General features: G+C 65.3%; 22 protein-coding genes. 9 read left to right on the forward strand and 13 right to left on the reverse strand.

Annotation, left to right across the window (positions count from 1 at the left end):
* The first annotated feature begins 30 nt into the window (after positions 1 to 30).
* Entirely contained in the window at positions 31 to 1290 is a 1260-nt protein-coding gene (locus tag B9Y86_RS10085) for a glycosyltransferase 87 family protein (protein WP_228515572.1), read from the forward strand.
* A complete protein-coding gene (locus B9Y86_RS10090; protein WP_085485626.1) occupies positions 1290 to 1601 on the forward strand; it encodes a thiamine-binding protein in 312 nt (103 codons plus the stop codon). The genes B9Y86_RS10085 and B9Y86_RS10090 overlap by 1 nt, the downstream gene beginning before the upstream one ends.
* Here B9Y86_RS10090 and B9Y86_RS10095 read toward each other — a convergent pair.
* The 6 genes from B9Y86_RS10095 to B9Y86_RS10120 form a co-directional block, all read right to left on the reverse strand.
* Positions 1591 to 2280: a response regulator transcription factor gene (locus B9Y86_RS10095; protein WP_085485628.1), complete on the reverse strand. Its 690-nt coding sequence runs from the start codon at positions 2278 to 2280 to the stop codon at positions 1591 to 1593. The genes B9Y86_RS10090 and B9Y86_RS10095 overlap by 11 nt on opposite strands.
* 18 nt (positions 2281 to 2298) lie before the next feature.
* A complete protein-coding gene (locus tag B9Y86_RS10100) occupies positions 2299 to 3573 on the reverse strand; it encodes a hypothetical protein (protein ID WP_085485630.1) in 1275 nt (424 codons plus the stop codon).
* Positions 3570 to 4736: a sensor histidine kinase gene (locus B9Y86_RS10105; protein ID WP_085485632.1), complete on the reverse strand. Its 1167-nt coding sequence runs from the start codon at positions 4734 to 4736 to the stop codon at positions 3570 to 3572. The genes B9Y86_RS10100 and B9Y86_RS10105 overlap by 4 nt, the downstream gene beginning before the upstream one ends.
* A 204-nt stretch (positions 4737 to 4940) precedes the next feature.
* Positions 4941 to 6146 (reverse strand): homoserine O-acetyltransferase MetX, encoded by a 1206-nt coding sequence (gene metX / locus B9Y86_RS10110; RefSeq protein ID WP_085485634.1) that lies wholly within the window; start codon positions 6144 to 6146, stop codon positions 4941 to 4943.
* Positions 6147 to 6229: 83 nt separating this feature from the next.
* Positions 6230 to 7558 carry a bifunctional o-acetylhomoserine/o-acetylserine sulfhydrylase gene (locus tag B9Y86_RS10115; protein WP_085485636.1) on the reverse strand — a complete coding sequence of 443 codons (1329 nt, stop codon included), beginning with the start codon at positions 7556 to 7558 and terminating at the stop codon, positions 6230 to 6232.
* Between the two features lie 51 nt (positions 7559 to 7609).
* Complete coding sequence (locus B9Y86_RS10120; protein ID WP_244894712.1) at positions 7610 to 8716, reverse strand: acyltransferase family protein; 1107 nt, start codon at positions 8714 to 8716, stop codon at positions 7610 to 7612.
* A 133-nt stretch (positions 8717 to 8849) separates the two neighbouring features.
* Here B9Y86_RS10120 and B9Y86_RS10125 point away from each other — a divergent pair, with 133 nt between their 5' ends.
* A complete protein-coding gene (locus tag B9Y86_RS10125) occupies positions 8850 to 9638 on the forward strand; it encodes an SDR family oxidoreductase (protein ID WP_085485640.1) in 789 nt (262 codons plus the stop codon).
* A 6-nt stretch (positions 9639 to 9644) separates the two neighbouring features.
* Here B9Y86_RS10125 and B9Y86_RS10130 read toward each other — a convergent pair whose 3' ends face one another.
* On the reverse strand, positions 9645 to 11129 hold the full coding sequence (locus B9Y86_RS10130) for an MFS transporter (protein WP_085485642.1): 1485 nt from the start codon (positions 11127 to 11129) through the stop codon (positions 9645 to 9647).
* 53 nt (positions 11130 to 11182) lie between these two features.
* Here B9Y86_RS10130 and B9Y86_RS10135 point away from each other — a divergent pair, with 53 nt between their 5' ends.
* From B9Y86_RS10135 to B9Y86_RS10150, 4 genes are read left to right on the forward strand one after another with little or no spacing between them, the layout of a single operon-like run.
* Positions 11183 to 11701 carry a phosphoribosyltransferase gene (locus B9Y86_RS10135; RefSeq protein WP_085485644.1) on the forward strand — a complete coding sequence of 173 codons (519 nt, stop codon included), beginning with the start codon at positions 11183 to 11185 and terminating at the stop codon, positions 11699 to 11701.
* Positions 11656 to 12426, forward strand: a complete 771-nt coding sequence (locus tag B9Y86_RS10140; protein ID WP_244894713.1) for a Type 1 glutamine amidotransferase-like domain-containing protein — start codon at positions 11656 to 11658, stop codon at positions 12424 to 12426. The genes B9Y86_RS10135 and B9Y86_RS10140 overlap by 46 nt, the downstream gene beginning before the upstream one ends.
* 3 nt (positions 12427 to 12429) lie before the next feature.
* Positions 12430 to 13131: a uracil-DNA glycosylase gene (locus B9Y86_RS10145; RefSeq protein ID WP_085485646.1), complete on the forward strand. Its 702-nt coding sequence runs from the start codon at positions 12430 to 12432 to the stop codon at positions 13129 to 13131.
* Between the two features lie 9 nt (positions 13132 to 13140).
* Positions 13141 to 13719 carry a GNAT family N-acetyltransferase gene (locus B9Y86_RS10150; protein WP_085485648.1) on the forward strand — a complete coding sequence of 193 codons (579 nt, stop codon included), beginning with the start codon at positions 13141 to 13143 and terminating at the stop codon, positions 13717 to 13719.
* Positions 13720 to 13769: 50 nt separating this feature from the next.
* Here the strand turns inward: B9Y86_RS10150 and B9Y86_RS10155 are convergent, their stop codons facing one another.
* Positions 13770 to 14294 carry a DinB family protein gene (locus B9Y86_RS10155; protein WP_085485650.1) on the reverse strand — a complete coding sequence of 175 codons (525 nt, stop codon included), beginning with the start codon at positions 14292 to 14294 and terminating at the stop codon, positions 13770 to 13772.
* Positions 14295 to 14323: 29 nt separating this feature from the next.
* On the opposite strand from B9Y86_RS10155, the gene B9Y86_RS10160 reads away from it, so the two are divergent.
* Together B9Y86_RS10160 and B9Y86_RS10165 are read left to right on the forward strand one after the other, a co-directional pair.
* Positions 14324 to 15781: an amidase gene (locus B9Y86_RS10160; protein WP_085485652.1), complete on the forward strand. Its 1458-nt coding sequence runs from the start codon at positions 14324 to 14326 to the stop codon at positions 15779 to 15781.
* A 41-nt stretch (positions 15782 to 15822) separates the two neighbouring features.
* Complete coding sequence (locus B9Y86_RS10165; protein WP_176223331.1) at positions 15823 to 16233, forward strand: siderophore-interacting protein; 411 nt, start codon at positions 15823 to 15825, stop codon at positions 16231 to 16233.
* Positions 16234 to 16275: 42 nt separating this feature from the next.
* Here B9Y86_RS10165 and B9Y86_RS10170 read toward each other — a convergent pair whose 3' ends face one another.
* The 5 genes from B9Y86_RS10170 to B9Y86_RS10190 form a co-directional block, all read right to left on the reverse strand.
* Positions 16276 to 17556, reverse strand: a complete 1281-nt coding sequence (locus B9Y86_RS10170) for a GNAT family N-acetyltransferase (protein WP_176223332.1) — start codon at positions 17554 to 17556, stop codon at positions 16276 to 16278.
* Positions 17557 to 17600: 44 nt separating this feature from the next.
* Positions 17601 to 20108 (reverse strand): glycoside hydrolase family 65 protein, encoded by a 2508-nt coding sequence (locus B9Y86_RS10175; RefSeq protein ID WP_085485658.1) that lies wholly within the window; start codon positions 20106 to 20108, stop codon positions 17601 to 17603.
* Positions 20105 to 20902 carry an HAD family hydrolase gene (locus B9Y86_RS10180; protein ID WP_425319471.1) on the reverse strand — a complete coding sequence of 266 codons (798 nt, stop codon included), beginning with the start codon at positions 20900 to 20902 and terminating at the stop codon, positions 20105 to 20107. Before B9Y86_RS10180 ends, B9Y86_RS10175 begins: the two co-directional genes overlap by 4 nt.
* A gap of 109 nt (positions 20903 to 21011) precedes the next feature.
* Positions 21012 to 21887: an SDR family NAD(P)-dependent oxidoreductase gene (locus tag B9Y86_RS10185; protein WP_244894714.1), complete on the reverse strand. Its 876-nt coding sequence runs from the start codon at positions 21885 to 21887 to the stop codon at positions 21012 to 21014.
* Positions 21884 to 22255: a Fe-S oxidoreductase gene (locus B9Y86_RS10190; RefSeq protein WP_085486316.1), complete on the reverse strand. Its 372-nt coding sequence runs from the start codon at positions 22253 to 22255 to the stop codon at positions 21884 to 21886. Before B9Y86_RS10190 ends, B9Y86_RS10185 begins: the two co-directional genes overlap by 4 nt.
* Positions 22256 to 22267: the final 12 nt, after the last annotated feature.

Genomic DNA, 22267 nt, shown 5'->3' on the forward strand with positions numbered 1-22267 from the left:
GCGGCGCGGCCTAGTATGGGCGTCGTGCGGATGATCCTGGCGACGACGGTGAGACGCCCCGCAGTTCTGTGGGCGGCCTTTCTGCTCGTTCATGCGTGGCTCGGATTCGTGGGACTGACCGATCCGACTCTGCCGTGGGGTGACGTGACGCGGCAGTACAGCTCGTGGGTGCAGAATGCCCTGGCAGGCGACGTCGTGGGCGTGTCGGAGCCGTGGGTCTATCCGCTCGTTGCGCTCGCGCCGATGCTCGCGGCGATGGTTCTCGGTCCTGAGCTGTATGGCGTCGGCTGGTTGCTCGTCGTGGTCGTGACCAATGCCGTTGTCCTGGCCTATCTGCTTGCGCGCACCGGGCCAGGATCTCGGTTCGGGGCGCTACGAATCACCGCTGCATGGTGGTGGATCGGTTTTATGCTCCTTCTCGGCCCTGTTGCGCTCGGACGAATCGACGTGACGACGGTCGCCATCGCGATCATCGCCCTGCTCGTGGCTCAGCATCGGCCAGTCGTGGCCGGCGGACTGCTCGCAATCGCGACCTGGATCAAGGTCTGGCCCGCGGTTCTCGTCGCCGCGATCGTCGTCGCAAGCCGACGAAGAGCCACCACCGCGATCTCCTACGTCGCCAGTGCCCTTGCCATCGGGCTTGTCGTGCTCGCCCTCGGAAGCGGGGCGAACAGCCTGGGGTTCATCTCTCAACAGTCATCGCGCGGACTCCAGATCGAAGCGCCGATCAGCACCGTGTGGATGTGGATCGCATACGTCGATCCGACGTCCGCCTCGGTGAAGTACATCCAGTCGATCAATACATTCCAGGTTGTCGGATCAGGTGTCGACGAGGCGAGCGCGTTGATGACACCGCTTCTCGTCGTCTCGTCAGCTGTACTGCTGACGTTGGGCGTGGTCGTCGTACGCAGCGGGGCGCGGCCCACGCACCTGCTCGCACCGCTCAGCCTTGCGATCGTCGTTGGGCTGCTCGTTTTCAACAAGGTCGGTTCGCCGCAGTTCGTCTTGTGGATCGCGGCCCCCATCGTGCTGGGGATCACCACGCAGGGAAGACGCTTCCTCGCCCCGGCAATGCTGGCTCTGGGCATAGCCGCCGTCACCCAGGTCTTCTATCCGTTCGGGTACGACGCACTGCTGGTTCTTCAGCCCGTGATGCTCGTGATGCTGACCCTGCGCAATCTTGCGCTCATCGCGCTGTTCGTCCTTGCCGTGCGCATGGTCTGGCTCTTGAAACGGCCCACAGCCCCATCCTCAGTTCGCCCCGACCCACTGGAAAGGCAGATCACCTGATGCTCGTCGCATTCTCTGTAGCACCCTCGGGAACCGGAAGAGAGGACGGCTCTGTGCATGACGCCGTTGCCGCAGCCGTGAAGGTGGTACGCGACTCCGGACTGCCGAATCAGACAGACTCGATGTTCACCACGATCGAGGGGGAGTGGGACGAGGTCTTCGCCGTCGTCAAGGCGGCGACCGAGGCGGTCGCCCGTTTCGGCAGCCGGGTCTCGCTTGTGCTGAAAGCAGATATCCGCAACGGATACAGCGGTGAACTGACGGCCAAGGTCGAGCGGCTCGAGAGCGCCCTCGACAAGCTCACTCCGTGAGGTTGGTCTCCGACGCGCGGTGGTAGTCGACCTGCACGAGCAGGCCGTCCTGGATTGCCCGCTTGCGCAGGGCGACCTTCGTTCCGACATCGATACCGGCCACGCGGTACTTCTCGCGGATGCGTTTCAGGTAGGACTTCGCGGTCTCTTCTGAGATCTCCAGTGCCTGGGCGACCTGCTTGACGGGCTCGCCTCCGCCATAGAGTGCCATCACCCGACGCTCCTGTGCCGAGAGCTTGGGCGCTCCACCGACCTCGTCTGCAGAGAGGGCGAGATCGAGCTCGCTCGAGATGAATGGCTTTCCGGCGTGAGCTGCGCGGATCGCCTCGACGATCATCCCGGCTTCCTCACTCTTGACGAGATAGCCCAGCGCGCCGGCCGCGATGGCCTCGCGGATGACTGCGGGCTCTGAGTACGTGCTCATGAGCACCGTCTTGACACCTGTGGTCTTCAGGGTGCGAAGCTTCACCGAGATCGGGAGCGAGTCTTTCAGGTCGAGGTCGAGCAGGACCACATCGACGGGGAATTCGGGGTGTGTCAGAAGATCGGGCCACGTGGTGACAGCAGCCACCATGTCGATGTCGTCGGCGGCGTTACGGATCCACTCCGTCAACGCTCCCAGGAGCATTCGGTGATCATCGACGATCGCGAGTCGGATCGGTGCTGCGGAGTCTGTCACGGTTGTCCTCCCGGCCGTTTACGCTGTGGCGTTCTGTGCCACGGTACGAACTGTCGTCACGATCGTGATGCTGGCCCTCGCGGCCATCTCCACATGGTCCCCGACACGATCGAGCGCCGGCCAGACGGCGGGATCGATGCGCCGTCTAGGGACACCATCGACCGTGAGTGCGACCGGAAAGCTCATCTTATCGGGAGCGTCACCGACTTCCTCCACGGTCTGGCTACCGATGACGATCTGCAGGGTCGGCTGCAGGCGAAACGAGTCTGCCACGAGCAGCCACACAGCGGACAGGAGACCCTCGCGCTGGCTGGGATCGAGCAGACCCGCTAGGCCGCGGGGATCTGAGAGAGTCACGACCGGTCCAAGAACTTCAGATTCCTCGATCGCATGGTGTAGCCACGTGTCGTTCCGCCCCGCGACCAGCAGAAGGCGCAGCTCGGTGGCGATCGACGACGCCGCCGCCGCGACCTCGGAGTCGAGTGGAATATCGATGCTGCCTCGAGCGACACCGTCGAGGATCTGTTCTGCATCGAGGTCGAGCCGCGCGAGCTCGTCGGATGCCCGCATACCGAAGGCGAATCGTGGAGAGAGCATCGCGCTCTCGACCACGGAGCGGTCGAGCTCCAGCTGCACGAGGGCGCCGAAACCCTTCACGATGAGTGCACCGAGAAGCGGGGGAAGCACGGCTGTCGCAGCTAGCTGGACCGACGGCCCGGGGGAGAAGGACTCGGAGAAGGCGCCGGACATGAGCATGGCCACGATGATCACGGCGAAAACACCATCGGCCACCAGAAGCTGTCGCGCGGGTCGTGATCCGACCAGCGCGAGCAGCGTCGCTCCCACTCCCAACACGGTCGACGAATGGAGAATCGGCTGGGTCACGCCGAGGTTGGCGATGGTCTCCAGCAGCAGGGAGAGCGCCATGAGCACGGTGCCCGCCGCGAATGCGACGGCAGGGATTCGACCGTGGAATCTGCGCGAGAGCAGGCACGACCCGATGAGAGCCACTGAGAGAAGGGTCCAGGCGATGACACGGAGCGGGACGGTGTCATCTGCGGGCCCACTGAGGGTGCCGACGATGAACGTGATAAGGCCTCGGAGAAACAGGCACGAACCGATCACGATCGCGGCGATGCCCAGGTAGCCGTAGCCGAGCCTGGAGTCCCTGGCGAGGTCGTCGTGCAAGGCCGACACGGCTCGCGGCCCGATGCGTCGTGCACGGACGAGGCGGCTCAGGACGTTTGGATCCTCGCGGGGCACCTGATCATGGTGAAGGGCTGGATCGCTCACAGTTTCGGAACCTCCAGGACGACCGTGGTGCCCGAACCCGGCGCGGAGAAGAGTCGTGTACGACCGCCCACCTCGCGGATGCGGGCGATCACGGACTCGGCGAGACCGAGCCTGGCGGAGTCGACCTGATCCAGATCGAATCCGACACCGCTATCGGTCACCATCGCCCTCACTGTCGTGTCATCTTGGGTGATGGTCACCTCCGCATCGCTGACCCCCGAGTGCCGTCGAACGTTCTCGAGGCACTCGGCGAGTGAGAGCAAGAACGCGTCGAGCACGTCACTCGGCAGCAGGAGGCGCCCCGCACCATGCCACGAGACCGTCAATCCCATTCGGTCGAAGCGCTGCTTGACCGATTCGAGTGTGTGGCCCAGGTCGCTCGTCTCCGTCGCTTCGAGCGTGTAGGCGCCCGAGGACCGTGGCATCGGGGTTCCCCCGAGGCGCAGCTGTCTCAGGAGGCGCGCGTCTTCCCCTGCCTGGACTCTCAGAGCGTCAGGGCTCACGCCGACTCCGGAATGCGCGAGCAGCGTCAACGTCGCGAGAACAGTGTCATGCAGCAGCCTTGCGCCCTGCCGGCGCTGAGCCTCGGTCTCCGTGGCATGCCGTTCAGCGAGATGCGCCCGCCCGAGGCGGGCGATGCGGTCGAGCGCGCGGGAGATGCTGACGGATAGCCAGACGGCGACGCCGACGAGCACAGACCAGCCGACGATGACGGAGACCAGAGTCTCGACCAGAGACAACGTACGCGACGTGGTGATGAGAGTCGCGGCAATGACAAGCGCCGCTCCCACGGCCAGGGTGATGATGCGGGCGGGGGTATCGAGATTGCAGACGACAAGGGCGGGAAACGCGGCTGAGCCGAGGAGGAAAGCTGCCGTCACCGTCGATCCCGCGCTGCCCCCGAGCGCGTCGGCACCGAGGAGGAGGATGGTCGCCACGCCCGCCAGGAGCACAGTCGCCGTCCAGCCCAGCGACCGATTTCTGCCGATCATCGTGAAGCCAGCCGCGATAAGACCGTAGAGCGGGAGCGTCACGGCAAGCACATCGAGGTCAGACGGGACGTCGAGGATGAGGGCGGCGAACGATGCGGAGAGAAAAGTGAGGCCGACGAGGCGCGTCGTGCGGGCGAGAAATCGCCGCTGACCGCTCGCGCTCAACGGCATGGTCGGCGCCCGACGACTGCGGAAAACCGGCGTTCTGTCACGAGAGTCATGCTAGCGACTCTGTGCCCTGAAGTGGGGGGACATGCACATATTGTGTTGCAGATTGGAGAAGCGTAACCTGAGTGAACTGCTTGGGGGGAACCGCCGGGAGTGTCGTTGGCAAGGCGACACTCTCGGCCTTTTTTCTGATGTCGCGCGCCCGGGTCAGGCATCCAGCAGTCGCCTGAGTTGCCGTCCTACTGCCTCGTTCTCGATGAGGAACCCGTCGTGCCCGAACGGCGACGACAGCACGACAGCGTCGTCGCCGTCGATGTTTCCCGGAACGTGCCTGGCGATCTCGAGCTGGTCCTCGATCGGAAACAGCCGGTCGCTGTCTATGCCGATGATGATCGTGGGGATCGTGACCTCCGAGAGAGCATTGGTCAGTCCGCCGCGCCCCCGGCCCACGTCGTGCGAGTTCATCGCCTGCACCAGTGTCACGTACGAGTTGGCATCGAAGCGGCGCGTGAATTTATTGCCATGAAAGTCGAGGTACGACTCGACGGCGAACCGCCCGTCGCTGCCGAGCGGACTGATGCCCGACTGCCAGCTTCGCTCGAATCTGTCGTTCAGCTCAGACGGGCTCCGGTAGTTGAGAAGGGCCATACGACGAGCCAGAGCGAGACCTCGGTGAGGGCCTTCTCCGTCGGCCGCGTCGTAGTAGTCGCCCCCGGAGAATCGGGGATCGATGTGGATGGCCTCGACCTGAACGGAATTCAGTGCGACCTGGTCTGCATTCGAGCGTGCGGGCGCGGCGATGACGGCCAGCCTGTCGATGCGCTCCGGCTGGGAGACTCCCCACTCGATCGCGTGCATTCCTCCCATGGAACCACCGATGACAGCGGCCCAGCGATCGATGCCGATGGCGTCGGAGAACGCTGCTTGGGCCCGAACCTGGTCGCCGACAGTCGTGTAGGGGAAGGATGCGCCCCATTCGATCCCGCCGGGACCGAGCGACGCCGGGCCGGTGCTTCCCTGGCAGCCTCCCAGCATGTTGGGGCTCACCACGAACCACCTGTTCGTATCGATCGCCAAGCCGGGTCCGACGATGCCGCTCCACCACCCGTCGGTCGGATGCCCCGGCGCAGCATGTCCGACGAGGTGGCTGTCGCCGGTCAGCGCGTGAAGAACGAGAACGGCATTGTCGCGCTCGGGAGAGAGTGTGCCCTGAGTCTCGTAGGCGATGCGTACATCGGGAATGCTCGCTCCGATATCGAAGTCGAACGACCCGATCGAGACGAAGCTGCGGCTTCCGATCGGGTCGCCGTCGCGCCAGGCTCCGGATGCGGGCGGCTTGCCGAGAATCGACCGGATCTGCGCGTCGGTGATGAAGCCGCTCGGAACGGTGTCTTCGGGTGTCTGCCAGTCCATATCACTTCATTCTGGCGTGCAGCGGGCGACCCGGTCCGATTGTTACGTCGGACCGGGTCGCCGGATGCGTCGGGAGGGCTGAACTAGACGGCAGCGTTGGCGCGTGCCACCTCGCGTGCGGCGCTGAGGCCGGCCTCGAGGTCGGCCTTGATGTCGTCGATGTTCTCGAGCCCCACAGAGAGCCGCACGAGTCCCGGGGTGACGCCGGAGGTGAGTTGTTGCTCGGGCGTGAGCTGAGAGTGCGTCGTCGACGCGGGGTGGATGACGAGACTCCGCACGTCGCCGATGTTGGCCAGGTGGCTGAACAGCGTGAGGTTGTCGACCAGCGCGCGCCCCGCATCCACCCCGCCTTTCAGCTCGAACGAGAGCACGGCGCCGACACCCTTGGGGGCGTACTTGTTGGCTGTGGCGTACCAGGGGCTCGTGGGGAGGCCCGCGTAGTAGACCGTGGCGATGTCGTCGTGCGCGTCGAGCCACTCCGCGACGTCTTGAGCGTTCTGAACATGGCGTTCGATGCGCAGGCTCAGCGTCTCGATGCCCTGGATGAGCTGCCACGCGCTCGCCGGAGCGATCGACGAACCCAGGTCGCGGAGCAGCTGCACGCGCGCCTTGATGATGTAGGCGATGCCATCTCCGAGTGCCTCGGAGTAGTTCACTCCGTGGTACGAGGGATCGGGCGACGTGAGACCGGGGAAACGGTCGGGATTCTTGCTCCAGGCGAACTTTCCGCCGTCGACGATGACGCCGCCGATGACGGTGCCGTGGCCGCCGAGGAACTTGGTGGCGGAGTGCACGATGATGTCGGCGCCGTGCTCGAACGGGCGGATCAGGTAGGGCGTCGCGATCGTGTTGTCGACGATGAGCGGCACGCCCGATTCGTGGGCGACGTCGGCGACGAGCTCGATGTCGAGGATGTTGATCTTCGGATTGCCGATCGTCTCGGCGAAGAAGAGCTTCGTGTTGGGGCGCACTGCACGGCGCCACTCCTCGGCGTCGTCCTGATTCTCGACGAAGGTGGTCTCGATTCCGAGCTTGGCGAGCGTGTACTTGAAGAGGTTGTAGGTGCCACCGTAGATCGATGCGCTCGACACGATGTGGTCGCCCGCCTCGGCGATGTTCAGCACGGCGAACGTCTCTGCGGCCTGACCCGAAGCGACCAGCAGCGCTGCGGTCCCTCCTTCGAGGGCGGCGACCCGCTCTTCGACGACGTTCTGCGTCGGGTTCTGGATGCGCGTGTAGATGTTGCCGAACTCGGCGAGAGCGAACAGGTTCTTCGCGTGGTCGGAGTTGTTGAAGACGTACGAGGTCGTCTGATAGATCGGTGTGGCGCGGGCGTTGGTCACCGGATCGGGTGCCGCCCCGGAGTGGATCTGCTTGGTCTCGAATCTCCAGCTGGCGTCGTTGTCGCTCATGAGTCCTGCTTCCTTGGGGCGGGTGCGAGAGCTGATCGCTCTCAGGCGAGCCTAGGAACCGGGGGTACGAGCGTCAACGGGCGCGGACACACGACGTAACAGCCACCGCGGATGCGGCTCGACCAGGGGTCTGAAGAGTTTTCGAACGGGTGTCGACGCGAGCACGAAGGTCACGATGATCGCGAATACGACCATGGCCGGCAGATACCAGAAGGGGACTTCGCCTTCGAGGACGCCCGATTCACGGAACGGATACAGCACGAAGGAATGCAACAGATAGATGTAGAGCGTCGCCTGGCCGAGGTCGGTGAAGACCGTGCGACGCCGGGGGACGAGTACGAGAAAAGCGAACGACAGGATGACGGCGACGCCGATGACGGCGAGGCGCGCGCCGCCGGACCACCACTCGGCGTAGCCCATGTCGGCGTAGGACTCGTCGAACAGGAGGAAGCGTCGGACTCCTATCTGCCGCCAGAAGTCGATCCCGGTGAAGGCGGTGACGGCGACGGCGGCGAACACGGCGACAGCGCCTACCCGCCACCAGAGCACGGTGGACGGCGACCACGACAACCACCGGCGTGTCAGGTCGCTGCTGCGAAGGCGCCAGCCGAGCACGAAGAAGGGCAACAGGCCGAGGGTGCGCGACACGGCGAACTCCGACGTGATCGCCCCGAGGTATCCCGCCCACACCGAGACGACGATGCTGATCAGCAGCGGATAGCGCAGTTGTGCGAGGTAGGGGAGGGCGATGCGCCAGGCGATGAGAGAGAGGATGAACCACAGGGTCCAGGAGGGCTGGGCGAGATCGAGGTTCAGGGTGCCGACGACCGCCCATCTCACCAGGGTCCAGATCGTCTCGAAGATGAGATACGGCAGCACGAGATCCGTGACAAGCCGCTTGAGCTGCTTCGCACCGGGAGGGCTGGACTTGGCGAAATAGCCGCTCACGAGGACGAAGACGGGAACGTGGAAGGCATAGATGACGAGGTAGACGCTGTACGAGGTGTCGGAGGCGTCGATGAGGCGCAGGATGGCGTGACCGATCACCACGAGCGTGATCGCCAGATAGCGGGCGTTGTCCCACAGCGGCAGTCGCACCTTCGATCCGGTGGCGGGCGCAGGGTTACCCGGCTGGTCTGGCTGATGCGGTGATGTCACGGCGACCAGCCTAGCTTCGGGTAGACAGCCCGGCTTTGGACGGGTCGTTACCTCGCATCGCGCGGTCGAGGCGAGGGTCTCGAACGCACTACCGTGGAAGTGAAGTTCGAACCTTGTCGGGAGAGGTAAGTCAATGATTCGTCGCGCGGTCGTTACTGGAGCAAGTTCGGGCATCGGAGAAGCGACGGTCGTCGCGCTCCGCGCCGCGGGCTGGGACGTCGTGGGCGTGGCGCGACGCAGGGACCGACTCGAGGCGCTCGCGGAGCGCACGGGCGCTCAGTACTTCGTCGCAGATCTGACAGTGCAGAGCGAGGTCGATGCGCTCGCGGCGTATCTCGCCGAGACCGGTGGCGTCAGCTCTCTGATCAACAACGCCGGAGGCGCGCGCGGTCTTGACTCGATCGAGAACGGCGATGTCGACGACTGGGCATGGATGTACGAGGTGAACGTGCTCGCCGTCAAAAGAGTCATCTCGGCTCTTCTGCCTCACCTGCGCGAGTCGGTCGGCGACGGTGGCGTCGCCGACATCGTCACCGTCACCTCGATCGCGGGCCACACGGCATACGAGGGCGGGGGCGGGTACAACGCGGCGAAGTTCGCGACGCACGCGATGCTCGATGTGCTGCGGCTCGAGGTCAGCGGTGAACCGATCCGCGTACTCGAGATCGCCCCCGGCATGGTGTACACCGAAGAATTCTCGCTGAACCGATTCGGGGGAGACAAGGAACGAGCGGAGAGCGTCTATGCCAATGTGCCCGAACCGCTCGTCGCAGACGATGTCGCCCGCGTGATCGTGTCGATGATCGAGCAACCCCCGCACGTGTCGCTCGACCTCGTCGTCGTCAAGCCCGTGGCCCAGTCGGCACCGCACAAAGTGCATCGGGGAGCCCTTCATGTTCGGCCCGAGGATCACCGGGCCTGAGTCGAGCTACGTCTGCCCGTCGATCGGAGCGACCGGGTCGGCGAACGCAAGGCGGGGCACGAAGAGAAGCAGAACGGTCGCCGCGAGTGCCCCGACGCCGCAGATGGTCCACACCTGCATGTAGCCGACGATGCTCGACGCGGTGGCCGTCACTGTGGAGGCTCCGGCAAACAGCACGACTCCGAAGATCGCCGAGGCGAACGAGCCCCCGATCGTCTTGGTGGTGTTCGTGAGCGCAGCGGCGATGCCTGTCTGGCCACGAGGAGCCGCAGCGGCAGCGGCGCTGGGAAGAGCGCCGACCAACGCTCCCGACCCGAGCCCGGCGAGGACCATATTGGCCGCCACCTGCGCCGCAGTGTCGTGGAAGGGCAGGAACAGAAGGTAACCGAGCGCCACCAGGCATGCGCCTCCGATGAGGGCGACGCGAGGAGTCGCCCAGGTCGAGACGATCGGAAAGAGGACCGCGCCGACGATCATCGATACGAGGTACGCGCCGATGAGGTTGGAGATATCGCTCGCGGCGAGGCCCAGACCGTATCCGTTGATGGGATCTGTCCCGGCGAATGTGCTGAGCGGCGCCTGCGCTCCCAGAAGGCTGATTCCGATGAGCCCAGCGGTGAGGAGCACTGGCCACATGGTGGGCTGAGCGAGCACCTTCATATCGATCGCCGGGTCGGGCTGTCGCCGCTCGTAGCGCACGAACGGCACAAAGACGAGGGTGCCGATGACGATGAGTGCCCAGACCCACCACGTTTCGGGGCCAGCGATTCTCAAGAAGGTCAGCCCCGAGGTGATGAGCAGCAGGCCGGCCGTGAGGATCACGAAGCCCATAACGTCGAGAGAACGTCCGGGTTGGGGTGATGAGTCGGGAACACCGATCAGCACCACGAAGAAGACCAGCGTGACGGCGATCGCCGGAATCATCAGCGTAGGAGCGACTGTGTCACCGAACGCGGCGAAGACACGGCCACCCGCCAGAGCGCCGAGGATCGCACCCGCCTCGAGGGCGACGACGAGCAGGCCCGCCGCACGTCGGGTCTGCGATGCCGCACGGCCGGTGCGTCGCCCCCGCTCGAAGATCAGCGCGACCTCGAGTGGCAGCCACACCACGTAGAACCCCTGCAGCGCCCAGGCGATCAGAAACGACACGAAGTCGTCTGCGAAGACGAGCCACCAGCTGGCCGATGCCGTCAGAACGGTCGTGAGCAGCAGCATCCGCTTGTGGCCCCACATGTCACCGAGCTTCGCGATGATCGGCACGACGAGGGCCGCCACGAGGAGCTGGCCGGCCTCGAACCAGTTGAAGTCGGCATCGACGATGCCCAGGTGCTTCACGAGGTCGGGTATGAGGGGAATGTAGTACCCCTGCAGGATTCCGCTGGTGATCTCGACGAGGAAGAGATAGCCGATCAGGCTCGCCGTGACGCCCATCGACGTCTTTCCTAGGGATCGCCTCTCACCGAATCTCCGCCTGCCCGGTTCGGTCGTCATGAGCGGATGTTACTCGCGCTGTGCCAGGTGAGAAAACCGGTACCGTATGAGGCATGGTTCGAAGCGACGAGACGACAACTGCCGACACGGCCCCCCTGGCCGAACCCGAGAGGGAGGTGCTCGGATGGCTGGAGTTCGGTGATGCGTCTCGTGACCTCGCGAGAGACGTCCTCGGAAGCGGCTTCGTTCCCGACTTCGTCATCGCCATTGCCCGAGGTGGGCTCCTGCCGGCTGGCGCGCTCGCCTACGCGCTCGGAACCAAGAGCTGCGGCAGCCTGAACGTGGAGTTCTACTCCGATATCGAGACCACTCTCGCCGAGCCCATTCTTCTGCCGCCGATGCTCGATAACACAGCTCTCATCGGTAAGAACATCCTCCTGGTAGACGACGTCGCCGACTCCGGACGCACCCTCGCCATGGTCGTCGGAATGCTCGAGAACGTCGGCGTGATCGTCAAGACGGCGACTCTGTACGCGAAGCCCCGTTCCGTGATCGAACCCGACTTCTTCTGGCGCAAGACCGACCGGTGGATCGTGTTCCCCTGGTCGGCGCATCCGCCAGTCAGCGTCTGATGTCCATCCACCTCTGCGGCGGCGGCTGGCCCTTCGACGACGACGGGGCCGTCTTTCGTCCTTTTCTCGACGAGGCAACCGCTAGGGCGACCGACGCGGGTCGCCTCGACGGCCCGCGTATCGCCATCGTGCTGGTTCGCGACGGCGACGGCCCGGAGAAGTTCGCGGAGCTGTCGGCGGTATTCGGCACCCTCGGCAAGATCGATCCGATCGCCGTGCTGGCGCCGGAGGGCGCACCGATCGAGGAGTCGCTTCTTGCCGACATCGATGGTCTCGTCGTGTGGGGCGGGCTCGTCCCGGCCTACCGCGAGAGCCTGCAGTCATCGTTCGGGGCCATCCGCGCGCTCGTGGCATCGGGTGTTCCCTACTTCGGAATGTCAGCCGGCGCCGCCGTCGTCAGCGACGGAGCGCTGATCGGGGGATGGAAGATCGGGGACGTTCAGGTCTGCCCCGTCGACGCATCCCAGGAGATCGAGCAGGTGACCGTCGTCGAGGGAATCGGTCTCATCGATACCGCGATCGATGTCCATGCGGCGCAATGGGGCACCGTGGCGCGGCTCATCGCAGCGACGGAGGCCGCGATCGTCGACGGCGGTCTGGCCATCGACGAACACACGGCACTGATCGTCGGCGACGGTTCGCTGCACGTGGTCGGATCGGGCAGCGTCTGGTCTGTGTCGCGTGAGAACGGCACCGTGCGAGTGTCGACCATCGGCGTCGGCTGAGCGATGGCGGGTTCGCTCCACACACTCGTCTCGGAAGGCCTGATCGACCCGGCTTGGGCTGAAGCGCTGGCACCGGAGGATGAGACCATCGTCGCGCTGGGAGATTTCCTGCGCACGGAGGTGGCCGAGGGGCGCGGATACCAGCCGAGCGGCCGCGATGTGTTCCGAGCATTCCGACGCCCTCTGGCGAAGGTGCGGGTACTCATCGTGGGGCAGGATCCGTATCCCACGCCGGGGCATCCGATCGGCCTCTCGTTCGCGACCGAGGCGCACGTACGCCCTCTGCCGCGCAGCCTGCAGAACATCTACCGCGAGCTACGCGACGATCTCGGATTGGAGACTCCGCCCCACGGAGATCTGAGCTCGTGGTCGAACTCGGGCGTCATGCTGCTCAACCGGGTGCTCACCGTGCGCCCCGGAGATGCCGGCTCACACCGCAAGAAAGGCTGGGAGCGAGTGACCGATCTGGCCGTGCGCACCCTCGCGGCACGCGGCGCACCCCTGGTGTCGATTCTGTGGGGCCGAGACGCCGCGTCGCTCGCGCCGCTTCTGGGAGATACCCCGGTCATCGAGTCCGCGCATCCCAGCCCCCTCTCGGCCAGCCGCGGATTCTTCGGGTCGCGACCCTTCAGCCGTGCGAATGCGCTGCTCGAAGCCCAGGGAGCTCAGCCAGTCGACTGGTCGCTCGCGACCGCAGCGGAATAGGCTTGCAGAATGCTTGAAGAGGAGTACCAGCCGCGCCGCAGACTGCCGCCCGCTCTGCGTCCGAAGGCGCCGCCGCCGCCGAAGTTCGAATACGTGATTCGCGATGCGACGACTCGGGATCTCCCCGACATTCGCGAGATCTACAACCACTACGTGGCGAACAGCACCGTCACATTCGACGAGGATCCGATGTCGCTGAAAGCGTGGCGCTCGAAGTTCGCCTGGGTCGCCAAGCTCGGATTCCCTTTTCTCGTGGCGGTGTCACCGAGCGGCAACGTTCTCGGCTTCGCCTACGTCGCCCCGTGGAAAGAGAAGGCGGCGTATCGTCGCACCGTCGAGAACTCGATCTACCTCGGTCCGGCTGCCACCGGCAAAGGCCTCGGCAAGGCGCTGATGGGCGAGCTTCTGACTCGAGCCAAGGCCGCGGGCATCAAGGAGGTGCTCGCCGTGATCGCCGACCAGGGCGCCGAAGCCTCGCTCAAGATGCACGAGGGATTCGGATTCAAGGAGGTAGGGCGCCTGGGACGGGTCGGTTTCAAGTTCAATCGCTGGCTCGGAACCGTCATGCTCCAGAAGTCGCTGAAGTAGCCCGACGACAGATCGCCGCGGCTTCTCGGGTCGTTCCGGACCGTATCCGTCTATTCGCCGGTTGCGCCGTCGAGCATCTCCCGCAGAATGTCGATGTGACCGATGTGGCGAGCCGTCTCCTCGATGAGGTGCACCGTGATCCAGCGCAGTGAGAACCGGCCATCACGGCCTCGGCACTCCTCGTCTAGGGAATGCTTTCTCTGCACCGCACGTGACTCGGCGACGGCGGATTCGTAGTCGGCGATGATGTCGGCGAGCGTGTCTTCGTCGGTGATTCTGAACTCGCCATCGGGGTCCTCCTCCGACCAGCGGTATGAGACATCCGACTCCCCGTCCATCACCTCGCGGAACCACGAGCGTTCTACATCTGCGAGGTGCCGGATGAGCCCGCCCACCGTGGTGAGCGATGGCAGCAGCCGGCGCGCTGCATCATCGTCGCCCAGACCCGTGGCCTTGTAGACGACGGTCGCACGCTGCAGATCGAGGAATCCCTCGAGGAGTTCGCGTTCGTCGCCGCGGTCGGGCGGTTGAGGGCGGTTGTCGTCTGGGAGGGTTCCGGTGCTTGTCGACGTCACGGAGTCCAGCCTAGAACTAGGCTCGATTCATGACTGCCCCGCACGAGTTCTCGGCTCTCGAACAGTACCGCTTCCTGCAACGAGGCGAGCTCGGCGTCGTCGAACTGACCCGGCACTATCTCGACCGCATAGAAGAGCGCAACGGCGAGCTCGGCGCGTTCTTCACCGTGACCGTCGAGCGCGCCCTCGAGCGTGCCCGACACGTCGAGATGCACGTTCCGCGGTCGACGCGTCTGTGGGGAATGCCGTTCGCCGACAAGGACCTGTGGCGACGGAAGGGGGTGCGCACGACATTCGGCTCGCGCGAGTTCGCCGACTTCGTGCCCGAGGCGAGCGACGAACTGCCCCGGGTGCTCGACGAAGCGGGTGGCGTCAGCCTCGGCAAAACCGCGACGCCCGAATTCGGCATGACCAGCCACAGCGAGACTCTCATCGCTCCGCCCGCCCGTAACCCGTGGGATCTCGATCTCGGTCCCGGCGGATCGAGCGGGGGAGCGGCAGCGGCGGTCGCGGCCGGAATGCTTCCGTTCGCACCAGGGTCGGATGGCGGCGGATCCATTCGTATCCCGGCAGCGGCCTGCGGTCTCGTGGGGATCAAGCCCTCTCGCGGGCGTGTGCCTGCTCTGTCGGGCATCGACGCGCTCGGAGGCCTTCCCGTGGCCGGGCCGATCGCTCGCAGCATCGTGGATGCGGCTTTTCTGCTCGACGGCATGATCGGGCGCCGCGGCTCGGTGATCGACGACCACTTCGCATTGCGTGCTCCGGGTGAGAACGATGGCGACTTTCTGGGCTACGCCATCAGGGGCGAGGGCCGCTTTCAGATCGGGGTCTGCGTCGACTCGCCGTGGTCGACATCGCACGAAATCGTCATCGACCCCGAGATCTCAACGGTGCTCGCCGACACGATCGCCCTCCTCTCCGAACTCGGGCACGGAATAGAGGAGGTCGCCCTCGACCCGGTTCCCGGCTACGGGGCGGCGTTCACCACCGTGTGGCAGGCGGGTGCGGCCCAGATCCGGCTCGGTTCGGGTGCGCCGGCTCGGGTGGGTGATACGGATGCCGATGGTCGCGTCGAGCCTCTCACCCGTTGGCTTCGACATCGCGGTCGGGAGCTGACAGCCGTGCAGCTCGCGGAGGCGCTGGCTGAGCTGGCTCGCTTCGAGCGTCGCATCATCGGCGACTTCTCTGGTTTCGATGCTGTACTCACGCCGACGCTCGCCCTGCTGCCCAGACCCATCGACTGGTACGACACCGTCGACCCCGAGCGCAACTTCGCCCAGCAGGTGGTGTATTCGCCGTTCTCGTCGTTCGTCAACGCGGCTGGGCTCCCCGCTGTCACTGTGCCGGTCGGCACGAGCTCGACCGGTCTCCCGATCGGCATGCAGCTCGTCGGCAGGCCCGGAGGAGAGGGCATACTCCTCGCGCTCGCACGTCAGATGGAGCGTCGGCTGCGGTGGGATGAGAGGCACCCGCCGATCTGGGCATAAAGGATTCTCTTCGCAGGTTAGGTATGCCTATACTAAGTCCGATGAGAGTTCTGATGACCGAGGCGGGAGCCATGCCCACGACCGCCGGGCGCGTACTGCTGGCAGGCGATTCGTCGATCATTCCCGTCATCCAGGGCCTGATAGAGACCCTTCCCGACAACGCTCGCGGGCAGATCTTCATCGAGGTGGAGTCGGCGCTCGACATCACCCCGCTCGTCACGCCCGAGCGCATCACGGTGAGCTGGCTCGCTCGCGACGTGCGCGCTGGCGCTCCGGGCCAGATCCTCGATCGCGCGATTCGAGCCTGGGTCAGCGAGATGACCACTGGCGACGTCGTGACAGACGGAGCCGAGTTGTGCGTCTGGCTCGGCGGTGAGGCCGCCCGCATCGACGATCTCCGTTCCGAGCTGGCTGAACGTCTCGGCTCCAGTCGCGAGACCCTCGCGCGGTAAATCGGCCCCGTCGGAGCTCCGGTTGTCCGGTGCAGCCGCCGCCTAGAACGCCGTGTTCGAGTACACCGGCACGGCCGGGGTGAGAAGTCGCTGCAGCGTCGCCGCCGCGCCCGGTGTGATCTCCCGTAGGGCACCGCCTGCCGCAGCAACACGGGCATCCGCGCCGCCGAGGTACAGGGCGCCGAGCACCCACGCATCCATCTCGATATCGACCGGAGCCGAGCCGAGACGCTCGAGTCGCCCCGCACCCTCTTCTGTCGACAGTCTGAACGAGCCGTCTGCGAATCCGAGCGGGTCTGTCACTCGGAACGAGATCGTGCCGTCTTGGGCGTAGTTTCGAGCGGTGAACGCCGCGATCGGGTCGAGGATGCGCAGCCAGATGCGGTCCTCAACGTTCGTGACCGTCACTACGCGCGGGTCGACCAGTGCCCAACGCAGAGCGTCGTCGGGCGCTCCCGATGAGAACGTCACACGGGTTGTCAGGTCGATCGAGGCGAGGTACTGCCAGAGCGCCAGGTAGGCGTCGGCAGACGCAGCAACGAGATCGGTGACCTCGATCGCATGAGGCTTCGACTCCCATCCACTGAAGCGGTAGGTGACGTAGCCGTCGACCTCACCGCTCTCGCCGTAGTGCACCGCGGCACGACGAGCCCGGTCTTCTTCGCCCTCGTCGGTCAGCCTGCCGGAGATACGATCCTGGTACGCGGTGTGCCGAGCTATTGAGCCAGGCTGCGCCTCGTGGAAAGCGTCGAACACATCGGGGGCGATGGCGGGAATATCGCCCGGGTCGACGACGCTGCAGTAGCCCGCAGGCGTCTTCGTGAGTGCGAAACGTGCGTCGGTATCGACGGTGAGGTCGTGGACCCACGTTGCCGCTCCGAAGCCGAAGCGGCGATAGATCGAGGCCTCTGACGCGGTGAGGGCGGCCACGGCGAACCCCGACGCTGCGGCGCGACCGAGATCATCGGTCATCATGCGCCTCAGGATGCCGCGGCGCCGGTGCGTCGCGCGAACGGTCACCGAGGAGATGAGGTGGGCCGGGATCTGAACTCCGGGGCTCACCGTGAGCGGCTTCTCGAACGAGGCAAAGGTGGCCACAGGAATGTCGGGATGCAACGAGTGCTTCGGCGATGCGGTGTCGTACACGCCCGTGAGCTCCTGTGCATCGGCGACGAGGTATCCGGCTACAGCCGCGGCATGAGCAGGCGTCGGCTTGCGCCCATGAAAGCCGAGGAAATCGGCCTCGAGCCAGCCGGCCGTCGGCGCATCCGGGGCGTCGCCGTCGCGGCCTGCGTGAAATGTGCGGTACTCGAGGGAATTCATGGAGGTGCTCACACCTTCAACGTTAGCGCCCGTCATCCGACGTCTCAGTCGATGGGCTCGAGCATTCCCGCTTCGGAGGTGTCGAGCGAGATGGTCGGGAGCGATGAGGTGATCACGCTTCCGTCTGCTCGGAGATTGCCTTCGACGTCGGCGGCGCGTGGGGCGCCAGGCAGTCGAGGGCCCTGGTGATCGAGCCCGATGAGAACGGGCTCGCCCGCCTGCACAGTGACGCGCTCGCCACGAACGAAGACCGTGGCCCTGTCGCCGTCTTCGACCGTCAATTCGATGTCCGCCTGTCGAACGTCTACCCGCACACGAGTGTCGCGCAGCGTGATGCGGTAGGTGAGTCCCTGCCATTCTTCGGGCAGGCGGGGGTCGATCGTGATGCGACCACCGTGGTCACGGAAGCCTCCGAACCCGTAGACCAGAGCACTCCACACTCCACCGGTCGACGCGACGTGCACGCCGTCGGCCGTGTTGTTGTGCAGATCAGCCAAGTCGACGAAGAGGCCCGAGGTGAAGTACTTCAGGGCCAAGCTCGAGTAGCCGACCTCCGCCGCGATGATCGACTGCACTACGGCCGACAGGGTCGAGTCGCCGGTGGTGATCGGGTCGTAGTAGTCGAAGTCGGCACGCTTCTCGGCCGCCGTGAACTGATCTCCTTGCAACAGCAGCGCGAGAACCACGTCTGCCTGCTTCAGCACCTGGAAGCGGTAGATCACCAGAGGGTGGAAATGCAGGAGGAGGGGACGCTTCTCGGGCGGGGTGTGCGAGAGATCCCAGCGTTCCTTCTCGAGGAACTGGGCGTCCTGCGGGTGGATGCGCAGATTCTCGTCGAAGGGGATGTGCATCGCCTCGGCCGCACGCGACCATTCGTCGATCTCGGCCTCGTCGAACTTCACCCGAGCGACCATGCGGTCGTACGCCTGCGGGTCCTCTTCGCGGATGCGTGTGACGGCCGCCGCAGCGGAGCGCAGATTCGAGCGCGCCATGACGTTGGTGTAGAGGTTGTCATTGACGACGGTGGTGTACTCGTCGGGTCCGGTCACGCCGTGGATGTGGAAGATATCTCCACCGTTCGCCCGCCAGAACCCCAGATCAGCCCACATGCGTGCGGTCTCGACCAGAATGTCGATGGCCTCTCGAGCCAAGAAGTCCTCGTCACCGGTGGCCGACACGTACTGGGTCAGCGCATGCGAGATGTCAGCATCGATGTGGTACTGCGCCGTGCCTGCAGCGTAGTAGGCACTGGATTCGAGACCGTTGATGGTGCGCCACGGAAAGAGCGCACCGAGCTGGTTGAGCTCGGTGGCGCGCATGCGGGCGTGGTCGAGCATGGCGTGCCGGAAGCGCAGGGCGTTGCGGGCGGCGATGGGGGACGTGTAGGTGAGGAAGGGGAGCACATAGACCTCGGTGTCCCAGAAGTAGTGGCCGCCGTAGCCCGATCCGCTGACGCCCTTGGCCGAGACTCCCTGACCGTCGGCACGCATCGATGCCTGCGCGAGCTGGAACAGGTTCCACCGGGTTGCCTGCTGAAGCACGGGCTGGCCCGGCAGGACCACATCGGTGCGTGCCCAGAACTCCGAGAGCCACTCGCGCTGGCGCTCGACGAAAGACTCCATACCCTCGTCACGCGCACGGTCGAGCGTGCGATCGCAGCGGTCTGCGAGTTCGCGGGTGGGAACACCCGATGACGTGTGATAGCTCACCGTCTTCGTGATGCGAATCGTCTTGCCCTGGTGGGCACGGATTCGATAGACGTGCTTGGCCAGATCGTCGCCGATCTGGGACGACTCCTCGAACTCGTTCTCGGTCTCGATCGTGTGATCTGCGCCGCAGGCGATCGTCATGCCCGAGTTCGTGCAGCGATAGCCCAGCACGTAGCGGCCGTCCTCGTCGCGCTTGTAGCGCGGCTGGAGCACCCGATCGGTGAAGGCCTCGGCCTTGCGGGGGTCGAAGTCTTTCGACGCAGCGGTTGGCGCGTGATACTCGTCGATGCCGTCTTGTCTGTTGAGGATCTGGCTCGAGATGACAACGGAGGCGTCGGCGTCGAGCAGGGTCACCTCGTAGTCCATGAATGCAAGGTGCCGGTCGGTGAACGAGACCATACGGCGTGAGTTGATAAGGACCCGTTTGCCTGACGGGGTGCGCCATTCGAGCGAGCGACACAGGATGCCGTCGGCGAAGTCGAGTCTCCGCTCGTACATCGGCAGGTCTGCTTCGGTCAGAACCAGCGGCTCATCGTCGACATAGAGCCTGATGATCTTGGCATCGGGAGCGTTGACGATGGTCTGCCCGACCCGGGCGAAGCCGAACGCCTCCTCGGCGTGCCTGATCGGCCAGGTCTCATGGAACCCGTTGATGTACGTGCCGTGCTCATGGCCGTCTCGGCCCTCGTCGACATTGCCGCGGAGCCCGAGGTAGCCGTTGCCGATAGCGAACAACGTCTCGGTTCTGCCCATGTCTTTCGAGCTGAAGTCCGTCTCGACGAGAGCCCACTCGTCGAGGGGAAACCGGTTGCGGTCGAGCGGGTCACGGGAGATCAGGTTCATGAGGGTTGCCCTGGGGTCGGTGTCGAAGAAGAAGAGAGGGGGAGCAGTTCGTCGAGGTCGTCGACGACGATGTCGGCACCGCTGCCCAGAAGCTCGGACGCGCCGGCGCCGCGGTTCACCCCGAGGACGAGACCGAATTTACCATCGCGTCCGGCCTGGACGCCCGAGTGGGCATCCTCGACGACGACGCACTGCTGCGGCGTCAGTCCGAGCAGCTCAGCGCCGTAGGCGTAGGTTGCGGGGGACGGCTTGCCGGCGAGACCCTTCTCGGCGGCGACGAGCCCGTCGACGACCACGTCGAAACGGTCACGGATACCGGCCGCGCGAAGCACGGGCTCGGCGTTGCGCGAGCTGGAGACGACGGCCACAAGCAGCCCCGCGTCAGCGACGGCATCGAGAAAACGAAGAGATCCCGGGTACGGAGCGACGCCCTCTGACTGGAGGGTCTCGGTGAAGGCGGAGTTCTTGCGGTTGCCGAGGCCGCAGACCGTCTCGAGTTCGGGCGCGTCCTCCGGGGTTCCCTCCGGCAGGGTGATCGAACGCGAGGCCAGAAAGGAGCGCACACCGTCGTAACGGGGCTTGCCATCGATGTAGGCGAAGTAGTCGGCATCGGTGTACGGCTCGTCGATGCCGCGCGACGCGAGATAGGGGGAGAAGAGGCGGGCCCATGCCGACATGTGCACGTCGGCGGTCGGTGTGAGTACTCCATCGAGGTCGAAGAGCACGGCGTTCAGCGACAGGAGTCGCACGCGTGCATCGATGGTGGAGAGCACCGGGATCGGGGCAGAAGTCACAGGAATCCTCGGGGGTTTCTGAGGCGAAGAAGAAAAGGGGAAGACGTCGGGTAAAGCGGGTAACTCCGCCATAGTAGCGGCTGCATGGAAACGTTTCCGCACTCCACGGTCAGCCGGTCACGGCGTCGAGATCGAGGAGTTTTTCGGACGCGGTCCAGAGATCTGCAGCAAGGGTGTCGTCTCGAGCCGCCTTGCTGGTTCTGCCATTGGGAACCAGCCCGTCGAAGTAGGTTCCACTGGGCGCAGCCGGCTCGGCGGCCGAGGCAAGCTCGATCAGCGGCACTGCACCGGTCTCGGGGGTGACGGCGAGCCCACCGTTGCCGAGCGCATTGCCGAGCCGGAGCATCCATGAACCGGCCCCGAACGAGGTCGTGACGAACCCTGGATGAAACGCATATGCGGTGATGCCGCTGCCCTGAGTTCTGCGCGCGAGTTCTCGAGTGCCGAGCAGCACCGCGGTCTTCGCCGAGCCGTAGGCCTGCCATCCGCCGAACCACGGTCTGGTGCGCGAGTCGAGGTCGTCGAGTCGGAGTCGGCCCCAGCGATTCGCCACGCTTCCGGTCGATACAACCGTCACGGAATGCCCCGCCGCCGCTGTTTCGCGCAGTCGCGGCAGTAGAAGTCTGGTGAGAAGGAAGGGCGCGAGGTGGTTGACCTGGAATGTCGTCTCGTAGCCGTCGACCGTCTGGGAGCGCCGCGAGAAGAGTCCGCCGGCGTTGTTCGCGAGCACATCGATGCGGTCGAAGCGCTCGAGGAGTTCGTCCGCCACGCGGCGCACGTCAGACAGCGATGCGAAGTCGGCCACGAACGGCTCGGCATTCGTCATGGATGCGGCCACGTCGCGCGTTCGGTCGGCATCGCGGCCGAGAACGGCAACCCGAGCGCCGCGTCGCGCGAGCTCTTCGGCTGCGGCCCGTCCGATCCCCGAACTGGCACCGGTGACGACCACCGTCGCATCGGTCATCGTGCGACTGGTTCGGGTCACCGGTAGTTGCCTTTCTCCAGCCCGGCCTCGATTTCGAAGCGGTTGGTGAGGGGGTTACGACCGGCGAGAAAGTAGAGCACGGGAAAGACCATGCCGTATTTCTTCCATTGCACTCGGTGCACGGCCTCGTGCTCGAGCACGGGTGGCTTCGTGTTCGTGTCGGTCAGGTAGACCCCTCCCACGCACGAACCCCCGCGCGAGAAAGACCATGTCGGCATGCCCTGGCACACGAAGAGTCCCTCGACGCGCCTCACCTTTCCGGTGCTGAGCATGAATCCCCAGGCGAGCGCCACCGACGTGGCGTACAGATAGCCGACGCGGGCCAGTGGGGGAGCGAGCAACACCGACTTCGCGGCCCTGGTCAGCATGGTGTCGGGTAT

It is taken from the genome of Agreia pratensis, from assembly GCF_900177685.1.
GTDB lineage: Bacteria > Actinomycetota > Actinomycetes > Actinomycetales > Microbacteriaceae > Agreia > Agreia pratensis.